Source organism: Variovorax sp. J2L1-78 (assembly GCF_030317205.1).
Lineage (GTDB): Bacteria > Pseudomonadota > Gammaproteobacteria > Burkholderiales > Burkholderiaceae_C > Variovorax > Variovorax arabinosiphilus.
Map to the genome: position 1 here is coordinate 612,513 of NZ_JASZYB010000004.1, position 22,971 is coordinate 635,483.

21 protein-coding genes are annotated in these 22,971 nt (G+C 67.0%); 13 read left to right on the top strand and 8 right to left on the bottom strand.

Translation table 11 applies throughout. The features are described from left to right. Window positions 1-44: 44 nt before the first annotated feature. From QTH86_RS25565 to QTH86_RS25580, 4 genes are all read right to left on the bottom strand, one after another. Window positions 45-1,334 (bottom strand): replication-associated recombination protein A, encoded by a 1,290-nt coding sequence (locus QTH86_RS25565; RefSeq protein ID WP_286648977.1) that lies wholly within the window; start codon window positions 1,332-1,334, stop codon window positions 45-47. 67 nt (window positions 1,335-1,401) lie between these two features. Beyond that, window positions 1,402-2,043 (bottom strand): outer membrane lipoprotein periplasmic chaperone LolA, encoded by a 642-nt coding sequence (lolA, locus tag QTH86_RS25570; protein ID WP_506555350.1) that lies wholly within the window; start codon window positions 2,041-2,043, stop codon window positions 1,402-1,404. Window positions 2,044-2,053: 10 nt separating this feature from the next. After that, window positions 2,054-4,438: a DNA translocase FtsK gene (locus QTH86_RS25575; RefSeq protein WP_286648978.1), complete on the bottom strand. Its 2,385-nt coding sequence runs from the start codon at window positions 4,436-4,438 to the stop codon at window positions 2,054-2,056. Between the two features lie 129 nt (window positions 4,439-4,567). Continuing rightward, a complete protein-coding gene (locus QTH86_RS25580) occupies window positions 4,568-5,242 on the bottom strand; it encodes a Crp/Fnr family transcriptional regulator (RefSeq protein WP_286648979.1) in 675 nt (224 codons plus the stop codon). Window positions 5,243-5,404: 162 nt separating this feature from the next. Between QTH86_RS25580 and trxB the strand changes: the two genes are divergently transcribed. The 3 genes from trxB to rpmG all read left to right on the top strand — a co-directional run bounded on the left by trxB (window position 5,405) and on the right by rpmG (window position 7,015). Continuing rightward, window positions 5,405-6,355 carry a thioredoxin-disulfide reductase gene (trxB, locus tag QTH86_RS25585; RefSeq protein WP_286648980.1) on the top strand — a complete coding sequence of 317 codons (951 nt, stop codon included), beginning with the start codon at window positions 5,405-5,407 and terminating at the stop codon, window positions 6,353-6,355. Between the two features lie 241 nt (window positions 6,356-6,596). Then, window positions 6,597-6,830 carry a 50S ribosomal protein L28 gene (gene rpmB, locus QTH86_RS25590; RefSeq protein WP_007830293.1) on the top strand — a complete coding sequence of 78 codons (234 nt, stop codon included), beginning with the start codon at window positions 6,597-6,599 and terminating at the stop codon, window positions 6,828-6,830. 11 nt (window positions 6,831-6,841) lie between these two features. Beyond that, a complete protein-coding gene (gene rpmG / locus QTH86_RS25595) occupies window positions 6,842-7,015 on the top strand; it encodes a 50S ribosomal protein L33 (protein ID WP_007830291.1) in 174 nt (57 codons plus the stop codon). Between the two features lie 153 nt (window positions 7,016-7,168). Here the strand turns inward: rpmG and QTH86_RS25600 are convergent, their stop codons facing one another. Both QTH86_RS25600 and QTH86_RS25605 read right to left on the bottom strand, forming a co-directional pair. Beyond that, window positions 7,169-8,383, bottom strand: a complete 1,215-nt coding sequence (locus tag QTH86_RS25600; RefSeq protein WP_286648981.1) for a DesA family fatty acid desaturase — start codon at window positions 8,381-8,383, stop codon at window positions 7,169-7,171. A 129-nt stretch (window positions 8,384-8,512) separates the two neighbouring features. Further along, entirely contained in the window at window positions 8,513-9,781 is a 1,269-nt protein-coding gene (locus QTH86_RS25605; RefSeq protein WP_286648982.1) for an RsmB/NOP family class I SAM-dependent RNA methyltransferase, read from the bottom strand. An 81-nt stretch (window positions 9,782-9,862) separates the two neighbouring features. Between QTH86_RS25605 and QTH86_RS25610 the strand changes: the two genes are divergently transcribed. After that, window positions 9,863-10,096, top strand: a complete 234-nt coding sequence (locus QTH86_RS25610) for a DUF1653 domain-containing protein (protein WP_286648983.1) — start codon at window positions 9,863-9,865, stop codon at window positions 10,094-10,096. A 15-nt stretch (window positions 10,097-10,111) separates the two neighbouring features. Here QTH86_RS25610 and purN read toward each other — a convergent pair whose 3' ends face one another. Beyond that, complete coding sequence (gene purN, locus QTH86_RS25615) at window positions 10,112-10,693, bottom strand: phosphoribosylglycinamide formyltransferase (protein ID WP_286648984.1); 582 nt, start codon at window positions 10,691-10,693, stop codon at window positions 10,112-10,114. A 132-nt stretch (window positions 10,694-10,825) separates the two neighbouring features. Here purN and QTH86_RS25620 point away from each other — a divergent pair, with 132 nt between their 5' ends. The 3 genes from QTH86_RS25620 to QTH86_RS25630 all read left to right on the top strand — a co-directional run bounded on the left by QTH86_RS25620 (window position 10,826) and on the right by QTH86_RS25630 (window position 14,587). Next, window positions 10,826-12,007 (top strand): acyl-CoA dehydrogenase family protein, encoded by a 1,182-nt coding sequence (locus tag QTH86_RS25620; RefSeq protein WP_286648985.1) that lies wholly within the window; start codon window positions 10,826-10,828, stop codon window positions 12,005-12,007. Between the two features lie 11 nt (window positions 12,008-12,018). Further along, entirely contained in the window at window positions 12,019-13,134 is a 1,116-nt protein-coding gene (locus QTH86_RS25625; protein ID WP_286648986.1) for an acyl-CoA dehydrogenase family protein, read from the top strand. Window positions 13,135-13,207: 73 nt separating this feature from the next. Beyond that, a complete protein-coding gene (locus QTH86_RS25630; RefSeq protein ID WP_286648987.1) occupies window positions 13,208-14,587 on the top strand; it encodes an alpha/beta fold hydrolase in 1,380 nt (459 codons plus the stop codon). 126 nt (window positions 14,588-14,713) lie between these two features. Here the strand turns inward: QTH86_RS25630 and QTH86_RS25635 are convergent, their stop codons facing one another. After that, window positions 14,714-15,271, bottom strand: a complete 558-nt coding sequence (locus QTH86_RS25635) for an HNH endonuclease (protein WP_286648988.1) — start codon at window positions 15,269-15,271, stop codon at window positions 14,714-14,716. Between the two features lie 167 nt (window positions 15,272-15,438). Here QTH86_RS25635 and QTH86_RS25640 point away from each other — a divergent pair, with 167 nt between their 5' ends. The 6 genes from QTH86_RS25640 to QTH86_RS25665 all read left to right on the top strand — a co-directional run bounded on the left by QTH86_RS25640 (window position 15,439) and on the right by QTH86_RS25665 (window position 22,965). Further along, window positions 15,439-16,464, top strand: coding sequence for a bifunctional riboflavin kinase/FAD synthetase (locus QTH86_RS25640; protein WP_286648989.1), 1,026 nt, complete (start codon window positions 15,439-15,441; stop codon window positions 16,462-16,464). A gap of 121 nt (window positions 16,465-16,585) precedes the next feature. Further along, window positions 16,586-19,453 (top strand): isoleucine--tRNA ligase, encoded by a 2,868-nt coding sequence (gene ileS, locus QTH86_RS25645; protein ID WP_286648990.1) that lies wholly within the window; start codon window positions 16,586-16,588, stop codon window positions 19,451-19,453. Further along, a complete protein-coding gene (lspA, locus tag QTH86_RS25650) occupies window positions 19,453-19,968 on the top strand; it encodes a signal peptidase II (RefSeq protein WP_286648991.1) in 516 nt (171 codons plus the stop codon). The genes ileS and lspA overlap by 1 nt, the downstream gene beginning before the upstream one ends. 132 nt (window positions 19,969-20,100) lie before the next feature. Further along, on the top strand, window positions 20,101-21,099 hold the full coding sequence (locus tag QTH86_RS25655; RefSeq protein WP_286649128.1) for a LacI family DNA-binding transcriptional regulator: 999 nt from the start codon (window positions 20,101-20,103) through the stop codon (window positions 21,097-21,099). Window positions 21,100-21,145: 46 nt separating this feature from the next. After that, window positions 21,146-22,159: an ABC transporter substrate-binding protein gene (locus tag QTH86_RS25660; protein WP_286648992.1), complete on the top strand. Its 1,014-nt coding sequence runs from the start codon at window positions 21,146-21,148 to the stop codon at window positions 22,157-22,159. Beyond that, window positions 22,156-22,965, top strand: a complete 810-nt coding sequence (locus tag QTH86_RS25665; protein ID WP_286648993.1) for an ABC transporter permease — start codon at window positions 22,156-22,158, stop codon at window positions 22,963-22,965. The genes QTH86_RS25660 and QTH86_RS25665 overlap by 4 nt, the downstream gene beginning before the upstream one ends. The last annotated feature ends 6 nt before the right edge of the window (window positions 22,966-22,971 follow it).

The following is a 22,971-nucleotide window of genomic DNA, read 5'->3' on the forward strand; positions in this document are numbered from 1 at the left end:
GACGCCGGGCCGCTTCGATGCCGGCTCGGGCAGTGCCCCTTGCCTTACTTGGCGTCGCCGTTGCGGCGCTGCAGTTCGCGCATCTTCTCGGCAATGCGAATTTCCAGGCCGCGCTCGACCGGCTGGTAGAAGCCCGGGGCGGCCATCCCGTCGGGCAGATAGCTTTCGCCGGCCGCGAACCCGCCCTCTTCGTCGTGCGCATAGCGGTAACCCTTGCCGTAGTCGAGCTCCTTCATGAGCTTCGTCGGGGCATTGCGCAGGTGCATGGGGACGGGGCGTGTGCCGTCCTTCTTGATGAAGGCCTTGACCTCGTTGTAGGCCTTGTAGACCGCGTTGGACTTGGGCGCGATGGCCAGGTAGACCACGCATTCGGCCAGCGCCAGTTCGCCTTCGGGCGTGCCCAGGCGCTCGTAGACCTCGGCGGCGTCCAGGGCCAGCCGCAGCGCGCGCGGGTCGGCCAGGCCAATGTCCTCGCTGGCCATGCGCACCAGCCGGCGCGCCATGTAGCGCGGGTCGGCGCCACCATCGAGCATGCGCACGAACCAGTAGAGCGCGGCGTCGGGGTCGCTGCCGCGCACCGATTTGTGCAGCGCGCTGATGGTGTCGTAGAACTGCTCGCCGCCCTTGTCGTAGCGGCGCATGCGCTCGCCCAGCACGCGCAGCAGCCAGTCGTCGGCGATGTGGTCCAGCTTCTCGGCGCGCGCGGCCACGGCCAGCGTCTCGAGCGTGTTGAGCAGCCGGCGCGCGTCGCCATCGGCGTAGGCCACCAGCCGGTCGACCGCCGCATCGTCGATCGTGGGCACCGCGTCGATCGCCTGCGCCTTGGCGACGATCTGCTGGAGGTCGGCTTCGGTGAGCGGCTGCAGCACATAGACCGCCGCGCGCGACAACAGTGCCGAGTTGACCTCGAAGGACGGGTTCTCGGTGGTCGCGCCGATGAAGGTGAACAGGCCCGATTCGACATGCGGCAGGAAGGCGTCCTGCTGGCTCTTGTTGAAACGATGCACCTCGTCGACGAAGACGATGGTGCGTCGCTGCTCCAGGCCATCGCGCGCCACGGTGGCGCGCTCGACGGCGTCACGGATGTCCTTCACGCCGCCGAGGACGGCGCTGATGCTCAGGAACTGTGCGTCGAAGGCATCGGCCATCAGCCGGGCGATGGTGGTCTTGCCGGTGCCGGGCGGGCCCCAGAGGATGCAGGAGTGCGGCTGGCCGGATTCGAAGGCGATGCGCAGGGGCATGCCGGGGCCGAGGAGGTGCTGCTGGCCGATCACCTCGCCCAGGGTTTTCGGACGAAGGCGTTCGGCGAGGGGAGGCAGGGTGGAAATGGCCATGAGCGAGGGCCATTCTCGCCGCGGCCCGTTCAGGCCTGGCACGCGGCTGGTGGCCGGTATGTGACGGCTATTGCTTGAGCACGTCTGCGCCGGCGGGCGCCTTGAAGGCGAAGGCACCGGCGCCCAGCGCGGGGTTGACCTCGACCTTGCTGAACTTGAGCACCGAACGCTGGCCGAAGCTGTCCTGGATCTCCAGCGCCGCGAGCGCTTCGCCCTGGAAACCGACCTGGATGCCCTGCAGCTGTCCGTCCTTGGCCTTCGGTGTGGCCTTGACCCACTGCAGGCCATCGCGTTCCGGTGCCGACTCCAGCGTGAAGTCGGCCTGCAGCGCGCGCAGGTCGGGCGCGGCGGCGATCAGGGCCGCGGGTGTCGAGCCCAGGGCCTGCGCCTGCGCGCGCTGCGTGACCTGGTTCAGGTCGGCGTCGTAGAGCCACAAGGTCTTGCCGTCGGCCACGATGGTCTGCGCGAAGGGCTTCTTGTAGTCGAACTTGAACTGGCCCGGGCGCTGGAATTCGAAGGTGCCGGTCGACACCTTGGCGCGCGCGGGCTGGCCTTCCTTGGCCGGGGCCGTCACCGTCTGCGTGAACTCGGCGCGGCCGGACTTCACGTTCTTCACGAAGGCCTCGAGGCTTTCCATGCCCGTCGCCCAGACGCTCATCGCGGCGCCTGCCATGCAAAGACCGACCAACGATTTCTTCAACGATTGCATCCTGTTCCGTTCATTCGGTGCGCGCAGGCACCAGGATCTCGCGCTGGCCCGCGCCGCTCATGGCGCTGACCAGCCCCGCTTTTTCCATGTCCTCGACCAGCCGCGCCGCGCGGTTGTAGCCGATCTTCAGGTGGCGCTGCACCAGCGAGATGCTGGCCTTGCGGTTCTTGAGCACGACTTCGACCGCCTGGTCGTACATCGGGTCCTTCTCGGCGTCGCCGCCACCGTCTCCCAGTAGATCGCCGTCGCCGTCGACGGTTCCGCCTTCCAGCACCCCCTCGATGTAGTCCGGCTCGCCCTGGCTCTTGAGGTAGGCCACCACGCGGTGCACTTCCTCGTCGCTCACGAACGCACCATGCACGCGAATCGGCAAGCCCGTACCACTCGGCATGTAAAGCATGTCACCCATGCCCAGCAGGGCCTCGGCGCCCATCTGGTCGAGGATGGTCCGCGAGTCGATCTTGCTGGACACCTGGAAGGCGATGCGGGTCGGGATGTTGGCCTTGATCAGGCCGGTGATCACGTCGACGCTCGGCCGCTGCGTGGCCAGGATCAGGTGGATGCCGGCCGCGCGTGCCTTCTGCGCCAGGCGGGCGATGAGCTCTTCGATTTTCTTGCCGACGACCATCATGAGGTCGGCCAGCTCGTCGATGACCACCACGATGTGCGGCTCGCGGCGCAGCGGCTCGGGGTCGTCCGGCGTCAGGCTGAAGGGGTTGTAGATGAACTCCTCGCGCGCCTTGGCCTCGTCGATCTTGGTGTTGTAGCCGGCCAGGTTGCGCACGCCCAGCTTGCTCATGAGCTTGTAGCGGCGCTCCATCTCGGCCACGCACCAGTTCAGGCCGTGCGCCGCCTGGCGCATGTCGGTGACCACCGGCGCCAGCAGGTGCGGGATGCCCTCGTACACCGACATTTCCAGCATCTTCGGGTCGATCATGAGCAGGCGCACGTCGCGCGCCTCGGCCTTGTAGAGCAGGCTCAGGATCATCGCGTTGATGCCGACCGACTTGCCCGAGCCCGTGGTACCGGCCACCAGCACGTGCGGCATCTTGGCGAGGTCGGCCACCACCGGGTTGCCGATGATGTCCTTGCCCAGGCCCATCGTGAGGAAGGACTTGCCTTCGTTGTAGACCTGCGAGCCCAGGATTTCGCTGAGCTTGATCGACTGCCGCTTGGCATTGGGCAGTTCGAGCGCCATGAAGTTCTTGCCGGGGATCGTCTCCACCACGCGGATCGACACCAGCGACAGCGAGCGAGCCAAGTCCTTGGCCAGGCCGACGATCTGCGAGCCCTTCACGCCGGTGGCGGGCTCGATCTCGTAGCGGGTGATCACCGGGCCGGGCGATGCCAGCACCACGCGCACCTGCACGCCGAAGTCCTTCAGCTTCTTCTCGATCATGCGCGAGGTCATCTCCAGCGTATCGCTCGAGACGGTTTCCTGGCGCAGCTGCGCCGCATCGAGCAGGTCGACCTGCGGCAGCTTGCTGTCGGGCAGCTCGCGGAACAGCGGCTTCTGGCGCTCCTTGGCGACGCGGTCGCTCTTGGGCACCTCGGCCAGCGCCGGCTCGATCTGCACCGGCGGCGCCGGCGCCCGGCGCTTGGGCCGCGGTTCGGGCGGCAGCGTGTCGTCGACCAGCATCGGCTCGCTGTCGCGCGCCTCCGGGAAAACGACCTCTTCGCGCTCACGCGCGGCCTGTCGGCCGAGCGCGATGTCCTCCGCGATCTCTCGCTTTTCACGGCGCGATTCGAACAGCGAGTACACGCGGGCGCCGATGCGCTCGGCGATGTGGCTCCAGGAGAAGCGGAACACCAGCGCCGAACCGATGACGCCCCCCGCGATCGCAATCAGCGCCGAGCCGGTGAAGCCCATCCACTTGACGCTCAGCGGGCCGACGACATAGCCGAGGATGCCGCCACCGTGGCCAGGCAGGCGGAATTCGAGGCGATAGAGGCGGGACCATTCGAGCATCGCACTGGCACAGAGCAACAGCACCAGGCCGAACCAGAAGGCGAGACGGCTTCGGTTGAAGCGGCCCAGGGGCGCCGCCGCGGGCGCGCCGCCGGCCTCGCCCCCGCGCAGCCACCCGGCAAGCGACGACAGCCACACGCGCAGGCCGGCGCCCAGCGCCCACCAGATCGAGTAACCGCCGAGAAAGTAACTGCCATCGGCGATCCACGCCCCGATGCGACCGCCCCAGTTCTTCACCTCGCCGCCCGTGCCCGAGGTCGACCAAGCTGCATCCGAGGGTGTGTAGCTGAGCATCGCAATCAGCCAGAACATCAGGGCGACGAAGCCGGCGATGAGGGTGATTTCGTGCGCGAAGCGCAGGGCGCGCACGCGCACCGGCGGATCGCCCGCGGTCGAGGACTGGAGAGTGTTCAAGGAATAAGTCATGGGCTGCGCAATGCCCCGACGGCCGAAAAAGACCGCGGGCGCATGGAGACTACAACGGAAAACGGCGCAGACAGGCGCCGGGCGTGGCGTTTGCGCAAAGGTCGGCGGGGCCGGATGCCCACCGCGGCGTCAGGCCAGCGAGGAGAGCCGATCCTTGACCAGCATCGATCCATCGGGTTGTGTCTGAACGAAACCGCGCTCTTCCAGGTCCTTCATCACGCGACTGACCATCTCGCGCGACGCACCGACCATCTTGGCCAAATCCTGGCGGGAGATCTTGTCGCGGATTTTCAGGTTGCCCTGGCCGTCGTCGACCGCGAACTCGATGAGGGAGCGTGCGACGCGGCCGTAGACGTCCATCAGCGCCAGCGATTCGATCTTGCGGTCGGCGTGGCGCAGGCGCTGCACCAGGCCGCGCATGATGTTGTACGACATCGACGAGTTCTCGGGCAGGCAGCGCGAGAACGCGTCGCGGTCGAGCATGAGGACGTCGGTCTGGATTTCGGTACGGACGGTGGCCGAGTGCGGCTCGTCGTCGATCAGACTCATCTCGCCGATGTAGTCACCGGGCTGGAGCGTGGCAAGGATCACCTCGCGACCCCGGCTGTCGGTGCTCATCACCCGCGCGCGGCCCGTCAGGATGATGTAGAGGGCATCGGTCTTCTTGCCCTGCTCCACGATGACTTCCGCGCGCTTGAAACGCTTTTTGACAATTGCGTCGGCAATGCTCGCAGACTGGGTGGGTGTCAGTGCGGCGAACAAGGGCACTCGGCGCAGCAATTCAAGGTTGGACAGCATCGACATTCATCAATCCCCGATAACGCGCGAGTCGATCCTTCATGGATTCATACAATCGCACGTATTGAAAACGTCCCCTCCCGGAGCGGACCCGAACGGTGATACTCAGAGGTAATCACCCCTGAAAATGTACACCCTGATACACGAAAAACGACAGGTTTTCCATCTATGTCCTCAATACAACACGCCAAGGTCCTGATTCTTGGCTCCGGCCCTGCCGGTTACACGGCTGCAGTCTATGCCGCGCGCGCGAATTTGCAGCCTCTGCTGATCACCGGCATGGCGCAAGGGGGACAGCTCATGACGACCACCGAAGTCGACAACTGGCCCGCCGATGTGCATGGCGTCCAGGGCCCGGAACTGATGCAGCGTTTTCTGGAGCACGCCGAGCGCTTCAAGACACAGATCGTGTTCGACCACATCAGCGAGGTCGACTTCAGCCAACGCCCCTTCACGCTCAAGGGCGACAGCGGCACCTACACCTGCGACGCGCTCATCATCGCCACCGGCGCCTCGGCCAAGTACCTCGGGCTCGATTCCGAACAGCATTTCATGGGCCGCGGGGTCTCCGGCTGCGCCACCTGCGACGGCTTCTTCTACCGCGAGCAGGAAGTCTGCGTGATCGGCGGCGGCAACACGGCCGTCGAAGAAGCGCTGTACCTGTCCAACATCGCCAGCAAGGTCACGCTGGTGCATCGGCGCGACAAGTTCAAGGCCGAGCCGATCCTCGTGGACAAGCTCAACGAGAAGGTGGCCGAAGGCAAGATCGTGCTGAAGACGCACAAGGTGCTGGACGAAGTGCTGGGTGACGACTCGGGCGTGACCGGCATCCGGCTGAAGAGCACGGAAGGCGATGCCACCGAGCAGATCGACCTCAAGGGCTGCTTCATCGCGATCGGACACCATCCGAACACCGACATCTTCCAGGGTCAATTGGAGATGAAGGGCGGCTACATCGTGACGAAATCGGGGCTCCAGGGCTTCGCGACGATGACCAGCGTCCCTGGCGTTTTCGCGGCGGGCGACGTGCAGGACAACATCTACCGCCAAGCCATCACCAGCGCCGGTACCGGCTGCATGGCCGCCCTCGACGCCCAACGCTTCCTCGAGCAGGAATAACGCCGTCCGTCGGCCGGCCACCACGCCTCCTCCGCCAGGCAGTGGCGCGAGGGGTATTGAGGCTATAATCCGAGGCTTTGCCGAAATCGCAGCCTTTGAGGCCGACCGGCAGCCGGGGTACCGCCACCCGTTTCTGGCGAGGTCAAGCTGCAGAACATCCCGCGACGCCCTGTCGCGCAAGCCCTCGGGTGAAAGCCCATGGGTTCAACGGATGCCAGCTGTTTATGAAAGAAGTGTCCACATGGCACGCGTATGTGACGTCACGGGCAAGGGCCCGATGGTCGGGAACAATGTTTCCCACGCCAACAACAAAACCAAGCGCCGGTTCCTGCCGAACCTGCAATACCGTCGTTTCTGGGTCGAGACCGAAAACCGCTGGGTTCGCCTGCGTGTTTCGAGCGCTGCACTGCGCCTGATCGACAAGAACGGCATCGATGCCGTGCTCGCAGACCTGCGCGCACGCGGCCAAGCTTAAGGAACACCATCATGGCAACGAGCAAAGGCGGACGCGAAAAGATCAAGCTGGAATCCACCGCGGGTACCGGCCATTTCTACACGACCAGCAAGAACAAGAAGACGATGCCTGAAAAGATGTCGATCATGAAGTTCGACCCGAAGGCGCGCAAGCACGTCGAATACAAGGAAATCAAGCTGAAGTAATTCAGCGCGATGCCCCGAAAAAGCCTGCTGGTTCAGCAGGCTTTTTTTATGCCACGCCGATTGACGGCTGGCGCCCAGCGGCCCGCACGACAGCCATAAAAAAACCGACCCAAGGGTCGGTTTTTTGATTCGACCGGAAGCCGACCGGAAGCGTCAGGCGCGCGCTGCGCGGAGGCGTGTCGAGAATTCACGCAGGCCGGCGATGCCGCTTTCCTCGGCGCGGCGGCACCAGGCCGCCAGGTCCGACGCCAGCTGCTCGCGGGAGTGCGAGGTGTTGAGCCACAACTGACGCAGCTCTTCACGCATCGTCACCATCTTGTCGAGCACCGGATGCGCCTCGCGCGCTTGCACGAGGTGGGTGCGGGCGGCGGCAGGCACCTTGTCGTCGTCGCGGTGCAGCCAGCGCTTGGCCGCCTTCAGCACCGACAGGTCGGCGCCCTTGGCCTTGAGCGCGTCCAACTCATGGCGGGTGGTCCGACGCATTTCGCGGGCGTAGCCGGCCATCACCTCGTAGCGGTTGGCGATCAGTGCCTCGAGCGTCTTCTCGTCGGCCACGGGTTTCACATCGCCCATCAGCAGCTTCGGCGGCAGCTTCTTGACCTTGGCCCAGCCGATCTTCTGCATCAGGCTGATGTAGACCCAGCCGATGTCGAATTCGTACTTCTTGACCGAGAACTTGGCCGACGTCGGGTAGGTGTGGTGGTTGTTGTGCAGCTCTTCGCCACCAATGATGATGCCCCAGGGGATCAGGTTGGTGCTGGCGTCGGTCGCCTCGAAGTTGCGGTAGCCCCAGAAGTGACCGATGCCGTTGACCACGCCGGCCGCCCAGAACGGGATCCAGAGCATTTGCACCGCCCACACGGCCGCGCCGGCGGCGCCGAACAGCGCCAGGTTGATCACCAGCATCAGGCCGACGCCCTGCCAGCTGAAGCGCGAATACAGGTTGCGCTCGATCCAGTCATTGGGCGTGCCGTGGCCGAAGCGCTCGATCGTGTCCTTGTTCTTCGATTCCTTGCGGTACAGCTCGGCGCCGCGCCACATGACTTCGTCGATGCCCTTGACCTGCGGGCTGTGCGGGTCTTCTTCGGTTTCGCACTTGGCGTGGTGCTTGCGGTGGATGGCGACCCATTCCTTGGTCACCATGCCCGTGCCCAGCCACAGCCAGAAACGGAAGAAATGCGAGGGAATCGCGCCCAGGTCCATGGCCCGATGGGTCTGCGTGCGATGCAGGAAGATCGTGACCGCTGCGATCGTGATGTGCGTGGTGACGAGCGTGTACAGCACGATCTTCCACCATGCGATGTCCCACAAGCCGTGTCCGAGCCAGTCGATGGCCGCGCTCAGGACGGCAGAGTCAGGAAGCAACATTGATTTCTTTACTCCATGGCGCACAAAGGTGCGGCCTTCAGGTAACCCGCAATTTTAAGGCCAGCCCTCCCGGAAGAGGGCTAAATCCTTGATACGACGGGCGTTTTCCCTAAGTTTGGAGTGCCGCGCCTACTTTCGGTTCCACACCGCCGCAAAGAAGCCGTCCGTGGCGTGCCGATGGGGCCAGAGACGCAGATAGCGGGCCCCTTCCCCGCCGGCGCACAGCCGCTCGGCGCCCTCGACCTTCAGGCCCGTCAGCAAGGGGCCTGCATCCTGCAGCTCGAAATCGGGGTTCGCCGCCGAAAAAGCCTCGGCGATGGCTTCGTTTTCCTCCGGCAGCACGCTGCAGGTGGCGTAGACGAGCCGGCCGCCGCTCTTCACGAGCCGCGCCGCGCTCTGCAGGATTGCCGTCTGCTTGACGGTCAGTTCCTCCACCGACTTCGGCGATTGGCGCCATTTCAGGTCGGGGTTGCGCCGCAGCGTGCCCAGGCCCGAGCACGGGGCATCGACCAGCACGCGGTCGATCTTGCCGGCCAGGCGCTTGATGCGATCGTCGCGCTCGTGCGCGATCGCCGCCGGGTGAACGTTCGACAGCTTGCTGCGCGCCAGACGCGGCTTGAGCGCATCCAGCCGGTGCGCCGAGGTGTCGAAGGCATAGAGCCGCCCGGTGTTGCGCATGGTGGCGCCGATGGCGAGCGTCTTGCCGCCCGCGCCGGCGCAGAAGTCGACCACCATCTCGCCGCGCTTGGCGTCCAGCAGCAGCGCCAGCAGTTGGGAGCCTTCGTCCTGCACCTCGATAGCGCCGCGCGTGAAAGCGTCGAGCTTGGTCAGCGCCGGCTTGCCGTCGATGCGCAGCCCCCAGGGCGAAAACGGCGTCGGCACCGCCTTGATCGACACCTTTGCGAGTTCCTTCTGAACGTCGGCACGCTTGTCGTGCAGCGTGTTCACCCGTAGGTCCAGCGGCGCCGGCTGCTGCAGGCTCTCGGCCAGCGCCCAGAATTCATCGCCCAGTTGCGTTTTCAACGGCGCCACGAGCCACTCGGGCAGGTTGTGGCGATGGCGCTCCAGCAGCTCGTCCGGTTGCACGGCGTCGCAGTTGTCGAGCCAGCGCTTTTCCACGTCGTTGAGGGCACTCTTGAGGAAATCGCGCGGGCCGTAAAAGCCCAGGATCGCCATGCGTCGCTCCTTCGAACCCGTGCCCGAGGGCGACAGGTGATCGAACAGCAGCTTCTTGCGAAGCACGGTGTAGACCGTCTCGGCCAGGGTCGCCCGCTCGCGCGGGCCGAGTTCGCGGTGATCGCGAAAGAAACGGGAAACGACCTGATCGGCCGGGTGATCGAACTTCAGGACAAGGCCGACCAGATCGGCGCAGGCCTCCAACAAAACTTTGGGGTGCATGCCCCGATTGTCTCAGCCGCGGTGCGCGCTGCCCGAGAATGCCGATCCCGCCCCTGCGATCCACGCGCATCCCCCCCTCCCATGACCGACGACGACCTGCCGCCCCTCATCGAAACGCCACCCGGTCTCTACCGCCACTACAAGGGCGGCGAGTACGAAGTCGTCGGCACGGTGCGGCACAGCGAGACGCTGGAGCCGATGACGCTCTACCGCGCGCTCTACGGCCAGCGCGGCCTGTGGGTGCGCCCGGCGGCGATGTTCCTGGAGACGGTCGCCATCGACGGCGTGGTGCAGCCGCGCTTTTGCAAGGTCTGAACCGGCCCGCCTCGCTCAGCCGCGTCGCAGCCAGCCCTCGATGGCGCGCGGATAGAGCCGGTGCTCCTGCGTCAGCACGCGCTCGGCCAGCGTGGCCGGCGTGTCGTCGGCCAGCACTGGCACCACCGCCTGGTCGAGGATCGGCCCGTGGTCGAGTTCGACCGTGACCTGGTGCACCGTCGCCCCAGCCACGCGGCAGCCCGCCTCGATCGCCCGCTGGTGTGTGTTGAGCCCCGGAAAGGCCGGCAACAGCGAGGGGTGAATATTGATCAGACGCCCCGCATAGCGTTCCACGAAGCCCGGCGTCAGGATGCGCATGAAGCCGGCCAGCACGACCAGCGCCGGCGCATGCGGCTCGATGGCCGCAGCCAGCGCGGCATCGAAGGCCTCGCGGGTCGCGAAGTCCTTGTGCGACATGGCCGCGGTGGCGATGCCGTGCTCGCGCGCGAAGACCAGGCCGGCGGCCTCGGGACGGTTGCTCAATACGGCGGCGACGCGCGCGCCGAAACGCTCGGTCCAACGCCCCTCCTCCGCGGCGCGCACGATGGCCGCCATGTTGGAGCCTTCGCCGGAGATCAGGATGACGATGTTCTTCATGGGAGGCGGGATTATCCGTGCGCTGCGATGTCGCAGCGCAGACACCTCCCCAGCGCACGACCGTGCTAAAAAGTCGGTCTCCGGAGACACGCCGCTTCCCTCGCGGCGACGGACCAACACAGCGAGGCACGCATGGATTTGAGCTTCACACCCGAGGAACAGAAGTTCCGCGAAGAGATTCGCGCCTGGGTCAAGGAGAACCTCCCCACCGAGATTTCCCACAAGGTGCACAACGCGCTCGAACTGACGCGCGACGATCTGCAGAACTGGGCCAAGATCCTCGGCAAGAAGGGCTGGCTGGGCTACGGCTGGCCCAAGGAATTCGGCGGCCCCGGCTGGACCGCCGTGCAGCGCCACCTGTTCGAGGAAGAAACCGCGCTGGCCGGCGCCCCGCGCATCGTGCCCTTCGGCCCGGTGATGGTTGCGCCGGTGATCCAGGCCTTCGGTTCGCCCGAGCAGCACAAGCGCTTCCTGCCGGGAATCGCCAGCGGCGAAGTCTGGTGGAGCCAGGGTTACAGCGAGCCGGGCTCGGGCTCCGACCTGGCGTCCCTGAAGACCAAGGCCGAGCGCAAAGGCGACAAGTACATCGTCAACGGCCAGAAGACCTGGACGACGCTCGGCCAGTACGGCGACTGGATGTTCAACCTCGTGCGCACCAGCAGCGAAGGCAAGCCGCAGACCGGCATCAGCTTCCTGCTGCTCGACATGAAGTCACCCGGCGTCACCGTGCGCCCGATCAAGCTGCTCGACGGCAGCGTCGAGGTCAACGAGGTCTGGTTCGACAACGTCGAGGTGCCCGCCGAGAACCTGATCGGCGAAGAGAACAAGGGCTGGACCTACGCCAAGCACCTGCTCTCGCACGAACGCACCAACATCGCCGACGTGAACCGCGCCAAGCGCGAGCTCGAGCGCCTCAAGCGCATTGCCAAGACCGAAGGCCTGTGGGACGACACGCGCTTCCGCGACGAGATCGCCAAGCTCGAAGTCGACGTGGTCGCCCTCGAGATGCTGGTGCTGCGCGTGCTGTCGGCCGCCAGCTCGGGCAAGAACTCGCTGGACATCGCCGGCCTGCTCAAGATCAAGGGCAGCGAGATCCAGCAGCGCTACACCGAACTGATGATGCTCGCCGGCGGCGCCTACTCGCTGCCACTGATCCGCGAGGCGATGCATGCCGGCTGGCAGGGCGACTACCCCGGCGGACACGTCGGCCTGGCGCCGCTCGCATCCAACTACTTCAACATGCGCAAGACCACCATCTACGGCGGTTCCAACGAAGTGCAACGCAACATCGTCGCCCAGACGGTGCTCGGCTGAGGAGACAAGACATGGACTTCGATTTTTCCGACGACCAGGAACAGCTGCGCGACGCCGTCCGCAAGTGGGTCGACAAGGGTTACGACTTCGAGCGCCGCCGCGGCATCGAAGCCGCCGGCGGCTTCTCGCGCGAGGCATGGGACGAGCTGTCCGAGCTGGGCCTGGGCGGCCTCTACATCGCCGAAGACGACGGCGGCCTGGGCATGGGCCCCGTGGCCGGCATGGTGGTGATGGAAGAACTCGGGCGCGGCATCGTGTTGGAGCCCTTCGCGCAGACGCTGATCGCCGGTGGCGTGCTCAGCGGCTATGCGGACGCGGACCTCAAGGAAGCCTGGCTGCCGCGCATCGCCGGCGGACAGGCGCTGGTCGTGCTGGCCCACCAGGAGCGCAAGGCCCGCTACCGGCTCGACGTGTGCGAGGCCCAGGCCGCGAAGGCCGGCGACGGCTGGACCGTTTCGGGCACCAAGGGCGTGGTGCCCGCCGGTGACCAGGCCGACGCCTACCTCGTGCCCGCCACGGTCGATGGCAAGATCGCGCTCTTCCTCGTCGAGCGCAGCGCCGACGGCGTCGCCGCGCGCGGCTACGGCACGCAGGACGGCGGCCGCGCGGCGGAGGTCGTGTTCGACAAGGCGGCGGCCACGCTGGTCACGCTCGACGGCCTCACGGCGCTCGAGCACGCGGTCGACATCGGCATCGCCGCCGTCTGCGCCGAAGCCGTGGGCGTGATGGACAAGACCCTGGCCGTGACCGTCGAGTACATGAACACGCGCAAGCAGTTCGGCGTGACCATCGCCACCTTCCAGGCGCTGCGCCATCGGGTCGCCGACATGAAGATGCAGCTCGAACTGGCACGCTCCATGAGCTACTACGCCAGCCTCAAGCTCAACGCGCCAACCGCCGAGCGCCGCCAGGCCATGGCGCGCGCCAAGTACCAGCTGGGCGTCTCGATGCGCTTCGTCGGCCAGAACGCGGTGCAGCTGCACGGCGGCATCGGCGTGACCGACGAGTACATCGTGAGTCACTACTTCAAGCGCCTGACGCAGATGGAGATGTCCTTCGGGGACACCCTGCACCATCTGGGCGAGGTGTCGACGCGCATGGAGGAAACCGCGGGCGTCTTCGCCTGAACGGCCTCCCCCGCGCGACACGCCCGCCCGCCTTGCGCCGGCGGGCGTTTTTCATGGATAGGATTTCTGCACAATGCCCACTCGACGCATCCTCCTGGTCGCCGGCCTCTCCACCACCCTGCTCGCCGCCTGTGCCGTGACGCCGACGACCACCCAGCGACCGCCGATCGTCTTCGTGCACGGCAACGGCGATTCGGCCGCGCTCTGGCAGACGACGATCTGGCGCTTCGAATCGAACGGCTGGCCGCGCGAACGCCTCTTCGCCTTCGACCAGCCGATGCCGCTCGCGCGCGACAACGACGCGGTCGCGCAGCCCGGCCGCAGTTCCACCGCCGAGTCGATGGCCTTCCTCCGGGCCGAGGTCGACCGCGTGCTGAAGAGCACCGGCGCCGAGAAGGTGATCCTCGTGGGCAGCTCGCGCGGCGGCAACACGATCCGCAACTACGTGCAGAACGGCGGCGGCGACCGCGTCGTGAGCCACGTCGTGCTCGGGGGCAACCCGGCGCACGGCATCTTCGCGATCCCCGGCTTCAACGAGGGCAGCGAGTTCTCGGCGCTGTCGCCTTTCCTGAAGCAGCTCAATGCGCCCAAGGGGCCGAACGGCGACGAGGTCACGCCGGGCGTGCACTGGCTCACGCTGCGCTCCGACAGCAACGACAAGTACGCGCAACCCGAGGGCACCTGGATCGGTGCGCCGGGCAAGCCGACGAACGTCAGCCACGACGGCCCGGCGCTCAAGGGCGCGACCAACCTCGTGCTGCCGCGCGTCGACCACCGCGAGACCGCCTTCTCGCCCGCCGCCTTCGACGCCATGTGGCGCTTTCTCACCGGCCAAGCGCCACGCACGCTGCAACCGACGCCTGAATCGGTGATCGCGCTGTCGGGCCGCGTGACCGGCATGGGCCTCGATGCGCTGGCCCCTGCCAGCGGCAGCTTCGCCAACAACCTGCCGATCGCCGGGGCGCGCGTGACCGTGTTTGCCATCGCGCGCGACACCGGCGTGCGGCGCGGCGCGGCCGGGTGGGACCGCGCCGTCGGCTCCGACGGGCGCTGGGGGCCGTTCGCCGCCGAGGCGGACACAGGCTACGAATTCGTCGTGAGTGCGCCGGGCTATGCCACGACGCACATCTACCGCTCACCGTTCCCGCGGTCGAGCAGCATCGTCAACCTGCGCCCCGAACGCATTGCTGCGGCCGACCAGGACGCCAAGGCCCTCGTGATCTTCACGCGGCCGCGCGGCTACTTCGATGCGCAGCGCGACACGATGCGATTCGATGGCCAGAGCACCCTGCCGGGCGTGCCGCCGCGCGGCGCGGGCGTCTCGAGTTCGAAGCTGAAGTTGTCGGCCGATGCGCAACGCAGCGTCACCGCCGAATTCAACGGCGAGCGGCTCGCCGGCCTGAGCTGGCCACTGGTGCAAGCCCATGTCAGCGTGCTCGAGCTGACGTATTAAGACTTAGAACGCGTGAAGAACCGTCGCGAGCGCCCCGAGCTTGCGTCGAGGACCGGAGCCGCACTGGCGTGCGGTGAGGACCGCAAATGCGAGATCGGGGTGCGCAGCAGGTTCATTCACGCGTTCTCAGCCGTGCAGGCGCGAGCTCTGCGGCAGATGCGCCATCAGGAACTCCATCTGGTCCGCCAGGATGCGGCGGTTGCGCAGGATGAAGTCTTCCCACAGGCTGGGCACGTAGGGCGTGTACAGCAGCGGCATGCCGGCCTGCTCGGGCGTGCGGCTGCTCTTGCGGTGGTTGCAGGGCTTGCAGGCGGTGACGACGTTCATCCACGTGTCGATGCCCTTCTGCGCGAAGGGAATGATGTGCTCGCGGGTCAGCTCGTCTTCGTGGAAGTGGCAGCCGCAGTAGGCGCAGATGTTGCGATCGCGGGCGAACAGCTTGCCGTTGGTGAGGCCCGGACGCTGCGTGAAGGGGTTGATGCGCGGCACGCCCTTGGTGCCGATGATGCTGTTGATCGCGATCTGCGACTGCATCCCCGTGACGGCGTTGTGCCCGCCGCGGAACACCGCCACCTGCGCGCCGACCTCCCAGCGCACTTCGTCCGCCGCATAGTGGAGCACCGCCTCTTCCAGCGAAATCCACGACTGGGGCAGCCCTTGGGCCGACAGCTTCAAGACCTTCACACACGCCTCCTCAAGATGGGGAAGAAACACGGAGAGACCCGACCGTGGCGACAACCCTCGAGGCCGTGCGCCACGACGCACTGCGTCACAATATACCGGCTTTGTGACAAACCGCCCTGTCCTGCCCATTCCACGGGCTTGCAGCGCTATCAAAAACAGATCGTTCCATGCAGGTTTTTCGCGGGTTTCGGCATCCCGGCGTGGCTCCGGCCTGCGCCCTGACCATTGGCAATTTCGACGGCGTGCACCGGGGCCACCAGGCCATGCTGGCGCTGCTCGCCACCGAGGCGCGCCAGCGTGGCCTGCCAAGCTGCGTGCTCACCTTCGAGCCGCACCCGCGCGACTACTTCGCGGCGGTCAACAAGCGGCCGGAACTCGCGCCGGCGCGCATCGGCACCCTGCGCGACAAGCTCAGCGAACTGGCCGACTGCGGCGTGGCGCAGACCATCGTGCTGCCCTTCGACGCACGGCTGGCCGCCCAGACGCCCGACGAATTCATCCAACACGTGCTGCGCGACGGCCTGGGCGCGCGCTACGTGCTGGTGGGCGACGACTTCCGCTTCGGCGCCAAGCGCGCCGGCGACTACGCCATGCTCGATGCGGCGGGCGACCGGCACGGCTTCGACGTCGCCCGCATGAACAGCTACGAGGTGAAGGGGCTGCGCGTGTCCAGTTCGGCGGTGCGCGACGCGCTGGCCGAGGGCCGCATGGCCGACGCCCATACCTTGCTGGGCCGGCCGTACGCCATCTCGGGCCACGTAGTGCATGGCCGGAAGCTGGGCCGCGCATTGGGCGCCTCGGCGCCCGGCAGGGACGACGGCTTTCGCACCCTCAACCTGCGCTTCAAGCACTGGAAGCCGGCCGCCAGCGGCATCTTCGCCGTCCTGGTCCATGGGCTGACGCCGCAACCGCTCAAGGGCGTGGCCAACCTGGGCGTGCGGCCCTCGCTGGACCCCAACGACGTCAATGCCGGCCGGGTGCTGCTGGAGACGCACTGCCTGGATTGGCCCGCCGAACTGGGGCCGGAGGGGGCCTACGGTAAAATCGTCCGCGTGGAACTGCTGCACAAACTGCACGACGAATTGCGCTACACCAGCCTCGAAGCCCTCACCGCAGGGATCGCCAAGGATGGCCGCGACGCACGTGCGTTCTTCGCTTCCACGCACCGTCAGACCACGCGCGACCGAATTTAGGGCGGGAAGCCGATCCCGCTCCTTCGCCATTTCCTCGCGTCCCGCGTCGCCCTCGTCGGCGCCGCACGCACCCTTCGATTCCTCGCGCGCTGCAAGGGCAGCGCAGACTTCCGGAAACCCCATGTCTGACAAAAAACCCGACGGCGGCACCGATTACCGCGCCACCCTCAACCTGCCCGACACCCCGTTCCCGATGCGCGGCGACATGGCCAAGCGCGAGCCGGGCTGGGTCAAGGAATGGGACGACCAGGGCCTCTACAAGCGGCTGCGCGATGCGCGCGTCGGCGCGCCCAAGTTCATCCTGCACGACGGCCCGCCCTACGCCAACGGCCAGATCCACATGGGTCACGCCGTCAACAAGATCCTGAAGGACATGATCACCAAGGCGCGGCAGCTGGAGGGCTTCGACGCGCTCTACGTGCCGGGCTGGGACTGCCACGGCTTGCCGATCGAGAACGCCATCGAGAAGAAGTACGGCCGCAACCTGAGCCGCGACGACATGCAGGCCAAGAGCCGCGCCTTCGCGACCGAGCAGATCGCCCAGCAGATGGTCGACTTCCAGCGCCTGGGCGTGCTGGGCGAGTGGGACCATCCGTACAAGACGATGGACTTCGCCAACGAAGCCGGCGAGCTGCGCGCCTTCAAGCGCGTGATCGAGCGCGGCTTCGTCTACCGCGGCCTGAAGCCGGTGTACTGGTGCTTCGACTGCGGCTCCTCGCTGGCCGAGTTCGAGATCGAGTACGCCGACAAGAAGTCGCAGACCCTCGACGTGGCCTTCAAGGCGCACGAGCGCGAGAAGGTGCTGGCCGCCTTCGGCCGCCCCGACGTGCTGGGCGATGTCTTCGCGGTCATCTGGACCACCACCGCCTGGACCATCCCGGCGAACCAGGCGATCAACCTGAACCCGGAGCTGGAGTATTCGCTGGTCGACACCGAGCGCGGCCTGCTGATCCTGGCCACCTCGCTGGTCGAGATGTGCATGAACCGCTACGCGCTCGACGGCAAGGTGCTGGCCACCGTCAAGGGCGAAGCGCTGGGCGGGCTCGAGTTCGAGCACCCGCTGTACGACGTGAAGGACGAGAACGGGGTCCACGGCTACCAGCGCCTGGCGCCTGTGTACCTGGCCGACTACGCGACCGCCACCGACGGCACCGGCCTGGTTCACTCGTCGCCTGCCTACGGCGTGGACGACTTCAACTCCTGCGTCGCGCACGGCCTGGCCTACGACGACATCCTGAACCCGGTGCAGGGTAACGGCACCTACGCGCCCGACTTCCCGCTGTTCGGCGGGCAGCACATCTGGAAGGCCGTGCCGGAGATCATCGCCGCGCTGCGCGACGCGAACCGCCTGGTGGCCACCGAGGGCATCACCCACAGCTACCCGCACTGCTGGCGCCACAAGACACCGGTGATCTACCGTGCCGCCGCGCAGTGGTTCATCCGCATGGACGAAGGCGAAGGCGTCTTCACCAAGGACAAGGCCCCCCAGACGCTGCGCCAGATCGCGCTCGAAGCCATCGAGAAGACGCACTTCTACCCCGAGAACGGCAAGGCACGCCTGCACGACATGATCGCCAACCGGCCCGACTGGTGCATCTCGCGCCAGCGCAGCTGGGGCGTGCCGATCCCCTTCTTCCTGCACAAGGACTCGGGCGAGCTGCATCCGCGCACCATGGAGATCCTCGACCAGGCCGCCGACATCGTGGAGAAGGGCGGGATCGAGGCCTGGAGCCGCGTGACCGTCGAGGAGATCCTCGGCGCCGAAGACGCGCCGAGCTACACCAAGAGCACCGACATCCTGGAGGTGTGGTTCGACTCGGGCTCGACCTTCTGGCACGTGCTGCGCGGCACGCACCCCACAGTGCACCACGACGCCGGCCCCGAGGCCGACCTGTACCTCGAAGGCCACGACCAGCACCGCGGCTGGTTCCACTCTTCCCTGCTGCTGGCCTCGGCGCTCGAAGGCCGGGCGCCCTACCGCGGCCTGCTGACGCACGGCTTCACGGTCGACAGCCAGGGCCGCAAGATGAGCAAGTCGCTCGGCAACGGCATCGACCCGCAGGAGATCAGCAAGAAGCTGGGCGCGGAAATCATCCGCCTCTGGGTGGCCGCCAGCGACTACTCGGGCGACATCGCCGGCGACGACAAGATCCTCGCGCGCGTGGTCGATGCGTATCGGCGCATCCGCAACACGCTGCGCTTCCTGCTGGCCAACACCAGCGACTTCGACGTCGCGAAGGACGCGGTGCCGCTCGACCAGCTGCTGGAGATCGACCGCTACGCGCTCAGCCGCGCGGCGCAGTTCCAGGCCGAGGTGCTGGCGCACTACAAGGTGTACGAGTTCCACCCGGTGGTCGCCAAGCTGCAGCTCTACTGCTCGGAAGACCTGGGTGGCTTCTACCTCGACGTGCTGAAGGACCGGCTCTACACGACCGCGCCCGGCTCGCACGCGCGCCGCAGCGCGCAGACCGCGCTCTGGCACATCACGCAGGCGATGCTGCGCTGGATGGCGCCCTTCCTCAGCTTCACCGCCGAAGAGGCGTGGAAGCTGGTGGGCACCGGCCAGCCGGGCGACTCGATCTTCACCCAGGTCTACAGCGACCTCGGCACGCCGGACGACGGCCTGCTGGCCAAGTGGACGCGCATCCGCGAGATCCGCGACGGCGTGAACAAGGAGATCGAATCGGTGCGCGGCACCGGCCAGGTCGGCTCATCGCTGCAGGCCAAGGTCGCGCTCACGGTGCGGCCGGAAGACCATGCGCTGCTGGCGTCGCTGGGCGACGACCTGAAGTTCGTCTTCATCACCTCGGCGATCGAGCTGCTCGCCGGCGACGCTGTCGCCACGGTGATCACGCCCAGCACCGACACCAAGTGCGAACGCTGCTGGCACTACCGCGCCGATGTCGGCCACGACCCGGCCCACCCGACAATCTGCGGCCGCTGCACCAGCAACCTCTACGGCGCGGGCGAAGCGCGGAGCGTCGCGTAATGGCCCGCACCGCCACCACCCGCAAGCTGTCGTCGTCCGCCAGTGCCGGCATCTGGCCCTGGCTCGGCCTAGCCCTGGTCCTGTTCATCCTCGACCAGTTCACCAAGACGCTGATTCTTGGCTACTACCGGCTCGGCGACGTGACCCACATCACGAGCTTCTTCAACATCGTGCGGGCCCACAACACCGGGGCGGCCTTCTCGTTCCTGGCGGACCACTCGGGCTGGCAGCGCTGGCTGTTCACCGGCATCGGCGTGGGCGCGGCGGTGTTCATCGTCTGGATGCTGAAGTCGCACCCGGGCCAGAAGCTGTTCAGCTTCGCGATGGCCTGCATCCTGGGCGGCGCCATCGGCAACGTGGTCGACCGCATGATGCACGGCTACGTGGTCGACTTCCTGGACTTCCACCTGGGCAGCAGCCACTTCCCGGCCTTCAACGTAGCCGACAGCGCCATCACCATCGGGGCGATCTGCCTGATCCTCGACGAGCTCCGGCGCGTGCGGCGCGGCAAGTAGCGCCCCGGCCTTCCGCCGAACCGACAACCGCGTTGCCCTCCCAGGGTTAACGCGGTTTTTTTTGGGTCATCAGGGCGTCACACTGGCGCGGTCCAATGTAATCGATTACATGAAGCCGCCCCGATGCCCTCGATGAACATCCAGATCGTTGCCCGACACGCCGGCGTCTCCGTCGCCACGGTGTCGCGCGCGTTCAATTTCCCCGACAAGGTGGCGCCGGCCACCCGCGCGCTGGTCGAACGTGTCGCCGCCGAACTGGGGTATGTCGCCAACGCCAGCGCGCGCACGCTGCGCACACAGCGCAGCCGCGTGCTCGGGGTTGTGCTGCCCACGCTGCTGAACCCGACCTTCGCCGAATGCCTGCAGGGCATCGCCCAGACCGCCGCGGCGGGCGGCTACGCGATCGTGCCGGTGACCACCGACTACCAGCTCGCCGAGGAAGAGCGCGCCGTGAACCAGCTGATCGCGGGCAACGTCGACGGGATGATCCTGGTGGTGTCGAACCCGACGACCTCGCAGGCGCTCAAGCGCCTGCGGGCCAACGCGGTGCCCTACGTGCTGGCCTACAACAAGCACGCGTCGCACCCCTGCGTGTCGGTCGACAGCGAAGGTGCCTCGGCCGAGGTGGTGGCGCGGCTGGTGCGGCTCGGCCACCGGCGCATCGCGATGGTGACCGGCACCATGGCCGCGTCCGACCGAGCGCAGCAGCGCTACCGCGGTTACCTGCAGGGCATGGACGCGGCCGGCCTGAGTGCGCCGCCGGTGCTGGAGGTGCCCTTCGTCGAGACCGCGGTCGACGCACTTCGCCACTACCTCGCGGAGACGCCGCGGCCCACCGCCCTGTTCTGCTCGAACGACCTGCTGGCCATCCGCAGCATCCGCGCCGCGTCGCTCGACGGCCTGCGCGTGCCGCAGGACCTGGCCGTGGTCGGCTTCGACGGCATCGCGCTCGGCCAGGACCTGACGCCGGCGCTGAGCACCGTGATGCAGCCCAACCACGACATCGGCCGCCACAGCGTCGAGCTGCTGCTCAAGGCGCTGGCCGACGGCGTCGTCCCGCGTGCCGACGCCAGCCTGCTGCTGCCGCATGCCTTCCGCGAAGGCGAGTCGTGCGCGGCGGCCCCCGCCTGATTTCTCCCTTCCCCCCGACGATCTCTTCCAACCCAGGAGCTTTTCCATGTCCCTCACCCTGAAACGCATCGCCCGCCTCGGCGTGCTGGCCGCCGGCCTCGCCGCCGCCAGCGTCACCATGGCGCAGACCGCCATCTGCTACAACTGCCCGACCGAATGGGCCGACTGGGGCACGCAGCTGCGCGCCATCAAGGCCAAGACCGGCGTCACCGTGCCGGCCGACAACAAGAACTCGGGCCAGGCCCTGGCGCAGATGGTGGCCGAGAAGGCCAGCCCCGTGGCCGACGTGACCTACCTCGGCGTCACCTTCGCCATCCAGGCGCAGAAGGACGGCGTGGTCGCCCCCTACCAGCCCGCCAACTGGAAGGACATCCCCGATGGCCTGAAGGACCCGGCCGGTCACTGGTTCAGCATCCACTCCGGCACGCTCGGCTTCATGGTCAACGTCGACGCGCTCAAGGGCAAGCCGATCCCGAAGTCGTGGGCCGACCTGCTCAAGCCCGAATACAAGGGCCTGATCGGCTACCTCGACCCGGCCTCGGCCTTCGTCGGCTACGTCGGCGCGGTGGCGGTCAACGAAGCGCGCGGCGGCACGCTCGACAACTTCGGCCCGGCCATCGACTACTTCAAGGCGCTGCAGAAGAACGAACCCATCGTGCCCAAGCAGACCTCGTACGCGCGCGTGCTCTCGGGCGAGATCGCGATCCTGCTGGACTACGACTTCAACGCCTACCGCGCCAAGTACAAGGACAAGGCCAACGTCGCCTTCGTGATCCCGACCGAAGGCACCGTCGTCGTGCCCTACGTGATGAGCATGGTGGCCAACGCCCCGCATTCCGCCAACGCCAAGAAGGTGCTCGACTTCGTGCTGTCCGATGAAGGCCAGGCGATCTGGGCCAAGGCCTACCTGCGCCCGGTGCGTGCCGGCGCGATGCCCAAGGACGTCGAGGCGCAGTTCCTGCCCGCCGCCGAGTACAAGCGGGCCAAGACGGTCGACTACGGCCGCATGGCTGCCGCGCAGCGCGCCTTCTCCGACAGCTACCTGAAGGACGTGCGTTGAAGTCCGGCCAGCGCTGGCTGCTGCTCGGCTGCGCAGCGCCGGCCGCCGCCTTCTTCCTGATGTTCTGGCTGCTGCCGGTGCTGCGCCTCTTGGCGCTGCCGGCGGACAAGGGCTGGTCCACCTACTTCGCCGTGCTCACCGACAGCCGCTACCTGCAGAGCATGCTCAACACGGTGCTGCTGTCGCTGGGCGTGACACTGGCCACGCTGGTGCTCGGCGGCGCGGTCGGCGTCTACCTGGCGCGGCGCGACTTCGTTGCCAAGCGCGTGCTGCTGTCGCTGCTGACGCTGCCGCTGTCCTTTCCCGGCGTGATCGTCGGCTTCTTCGTGATCCTGCTGGGCGGCCGTCAGGGCCTGGTGGCCGACCTGTCCGACGCGCTGGTGGGCAAGCGCATCACCTTCGCGTACGGCCTGCTGGGCCTGTTCCTGGCGTACCTGTACTTCTCGCTGCCGCGCGCCATCGCGACCTATGCGGCAGCGGCCGAATCGATGAACCTGCAGCTGGAGGAAGCCGCGCGTTCGCTCGGCGCCTCGCGGCTGCGGGTGGTGCGCGACGTGTGGCTGCCCGAGCTGGCGCCCACCACGCTCGCGTGCGGCGCGATCCTGTTCGCGACCTCGATGGGCGCCTTCGGCACGGCCTTCACGCTGGCCAGCAAGTTCGAGGTGATCCCGATCACCATCTACAACGAGTTCACCAACTACGCCAACTTCGCGCTGGCCGCGTCGCTGTCGATCGCGCTGGGCGTGGTGACCTGGCTCGTGCTGTTCCTGGCTCGACACTTCGGCGCTAGCCCCGCGGTGCGCTGAACGGAG

What these genes read in the sequence shown, in the direction of transcription:
- QTH86_RS25565 (WP_286648977.1), bottom strand. Translation starts at nt 1,334, where the DNA reads ATGGCCATTTCCACCCTGCCTCCCCTCGCCGAACGCCTTCGTCCGAAA.
- lolA (WP_506555350.1), bottom strand. Translation starts at nt 2,043, where the DNA reads ATGCAATCGTTGAAGAAATCGTTGGTCGGTCTTTGCATGGCAGGCGCC.
- QTH86_RS25575 (WP_286648978.1), bottom strand. Translation starts at nt 4,438, where the DNA reads ATGACTTATTCCTTGAACACTCTCCAGTCCTCGACCGCGGGCGATCCG.
- QTH86_RS25580 (WP_286648979.1), bottom strand. Translation starts at nt 5,242, where the DNA reads ATGTCGATGCTGTCCAACCTTGAATTGCTGCGCCGAGTGCCCTTGTTC.
- trxB (WP_286648980.1), top strand. Translation starts at nt 5,405, where the DNA reads ATGTCCTCAATACAACACGCCAAGGTCCTGATTCTTGGCTCCGGCCCT.
- rpmB (WP_007830293.1), top strand. Translation starts at nt 6,597, where the DNA reads ATGGCACGCGTATGTGACGTCACGGGCAAGGGCCCGATGGTCGGGAAC.
- rpmG (WP_007830291.1), top strand. Translation starts at nt 6,842, where the DNA reads ATGGCAACGAGCAAAGGCGGACGCGAAAAGATCAAGCTGGAATCCACC.
- QTH86_RS25600 (WP_286648981.1), bottom strand. Translation starts at nt 8,383, where the DNA reads ATGTTGCTTCCTGACTCTGCCGTCCTGAGCGCGGCCATCGACTGGCTC.
- QTH86_RS25605 (WP_286648982.1), bottom strand. Translation starts at nt 9,781, where the DNA reads ATGCACCCCAAAGTTTTGTTGGAGGCCTGCGCCGATCTGGTCGGCCTT.
- QTH86_RS25610 (WP_286648983.1), top strand. Translation starts at nt 9,863, where the DNA reads ATGACCGACGACGACCTGCCGCCCCTCATCGAAACGCCACCCGGTCTC.
- purN (WP_286648984.1), bottom strand. Translation starts at nt 10,693, where the DNA reads ATGAAGAACATCGTCATCCTGATCTCCGGCGAAGGCTCCAACATGGCG.
- QTH86_RS25620 (WP_286648985.1), top strand. Translation starts at nt 10,826, where the DNA reads ATGGATTTGAGCTTCACACCCGAGGAACAGAAGTTCCGCGAAGAGATT.
- QTH86_RS25625 (WP_286648986.1), top strand. Translation starts at nt 12,019, where the DNA reads ATGGACTTCGATTTTTCCGACGACCAGGAACAGCTGCGCGACGCCGTC.
- QTH86_RS25630 (WP_286648987.1), top strand. Translation starts at nt 13,208, where the DNA reads ATGCCCACTCGACGCATCCTCCTGGTCGCCGGCCTCTCCACCACCCTG.
- QTH86_RS25640 (WP_286648989.1), top strand. Translation starts at nt 15,439, where the DNA reads ATGCAGGTTTTTCGCGGGTTTCGGCATCCCGGCGTGGCTCCGGCCTGC.
- ileS (WP_286648990.1), top strand. Translation starts at nt 16,586, where the DNA reads ATGTCTGACAAAAAACCCGACGGCGGCACCGATTACCGCGCCACCCTC.
- lspA (WP_286648991.1), top strand. Translation starts at nt 19,453, where the DNA reads ATGGCCCGCACCGCCACCACCCGCAAGCTGTCGTCGTCCGCCAGTGCC.
- QTH86_RS25655 (WP_286649128.1), top strand. Translation starts at nt 20,101, where the DNA reads ATGAACATCCAGATCGTTGCCCGACACGCCGGCGTCTCCGTCGCCACG.
- QTH86_RS25660 (WP_286648992.1), top strand. Translation starts at nt 21,146, where the DNA reads ATGTCCCTCACCCTGAAACGCATCGCCCGCCTCGGCGTGCTGGCCGCC.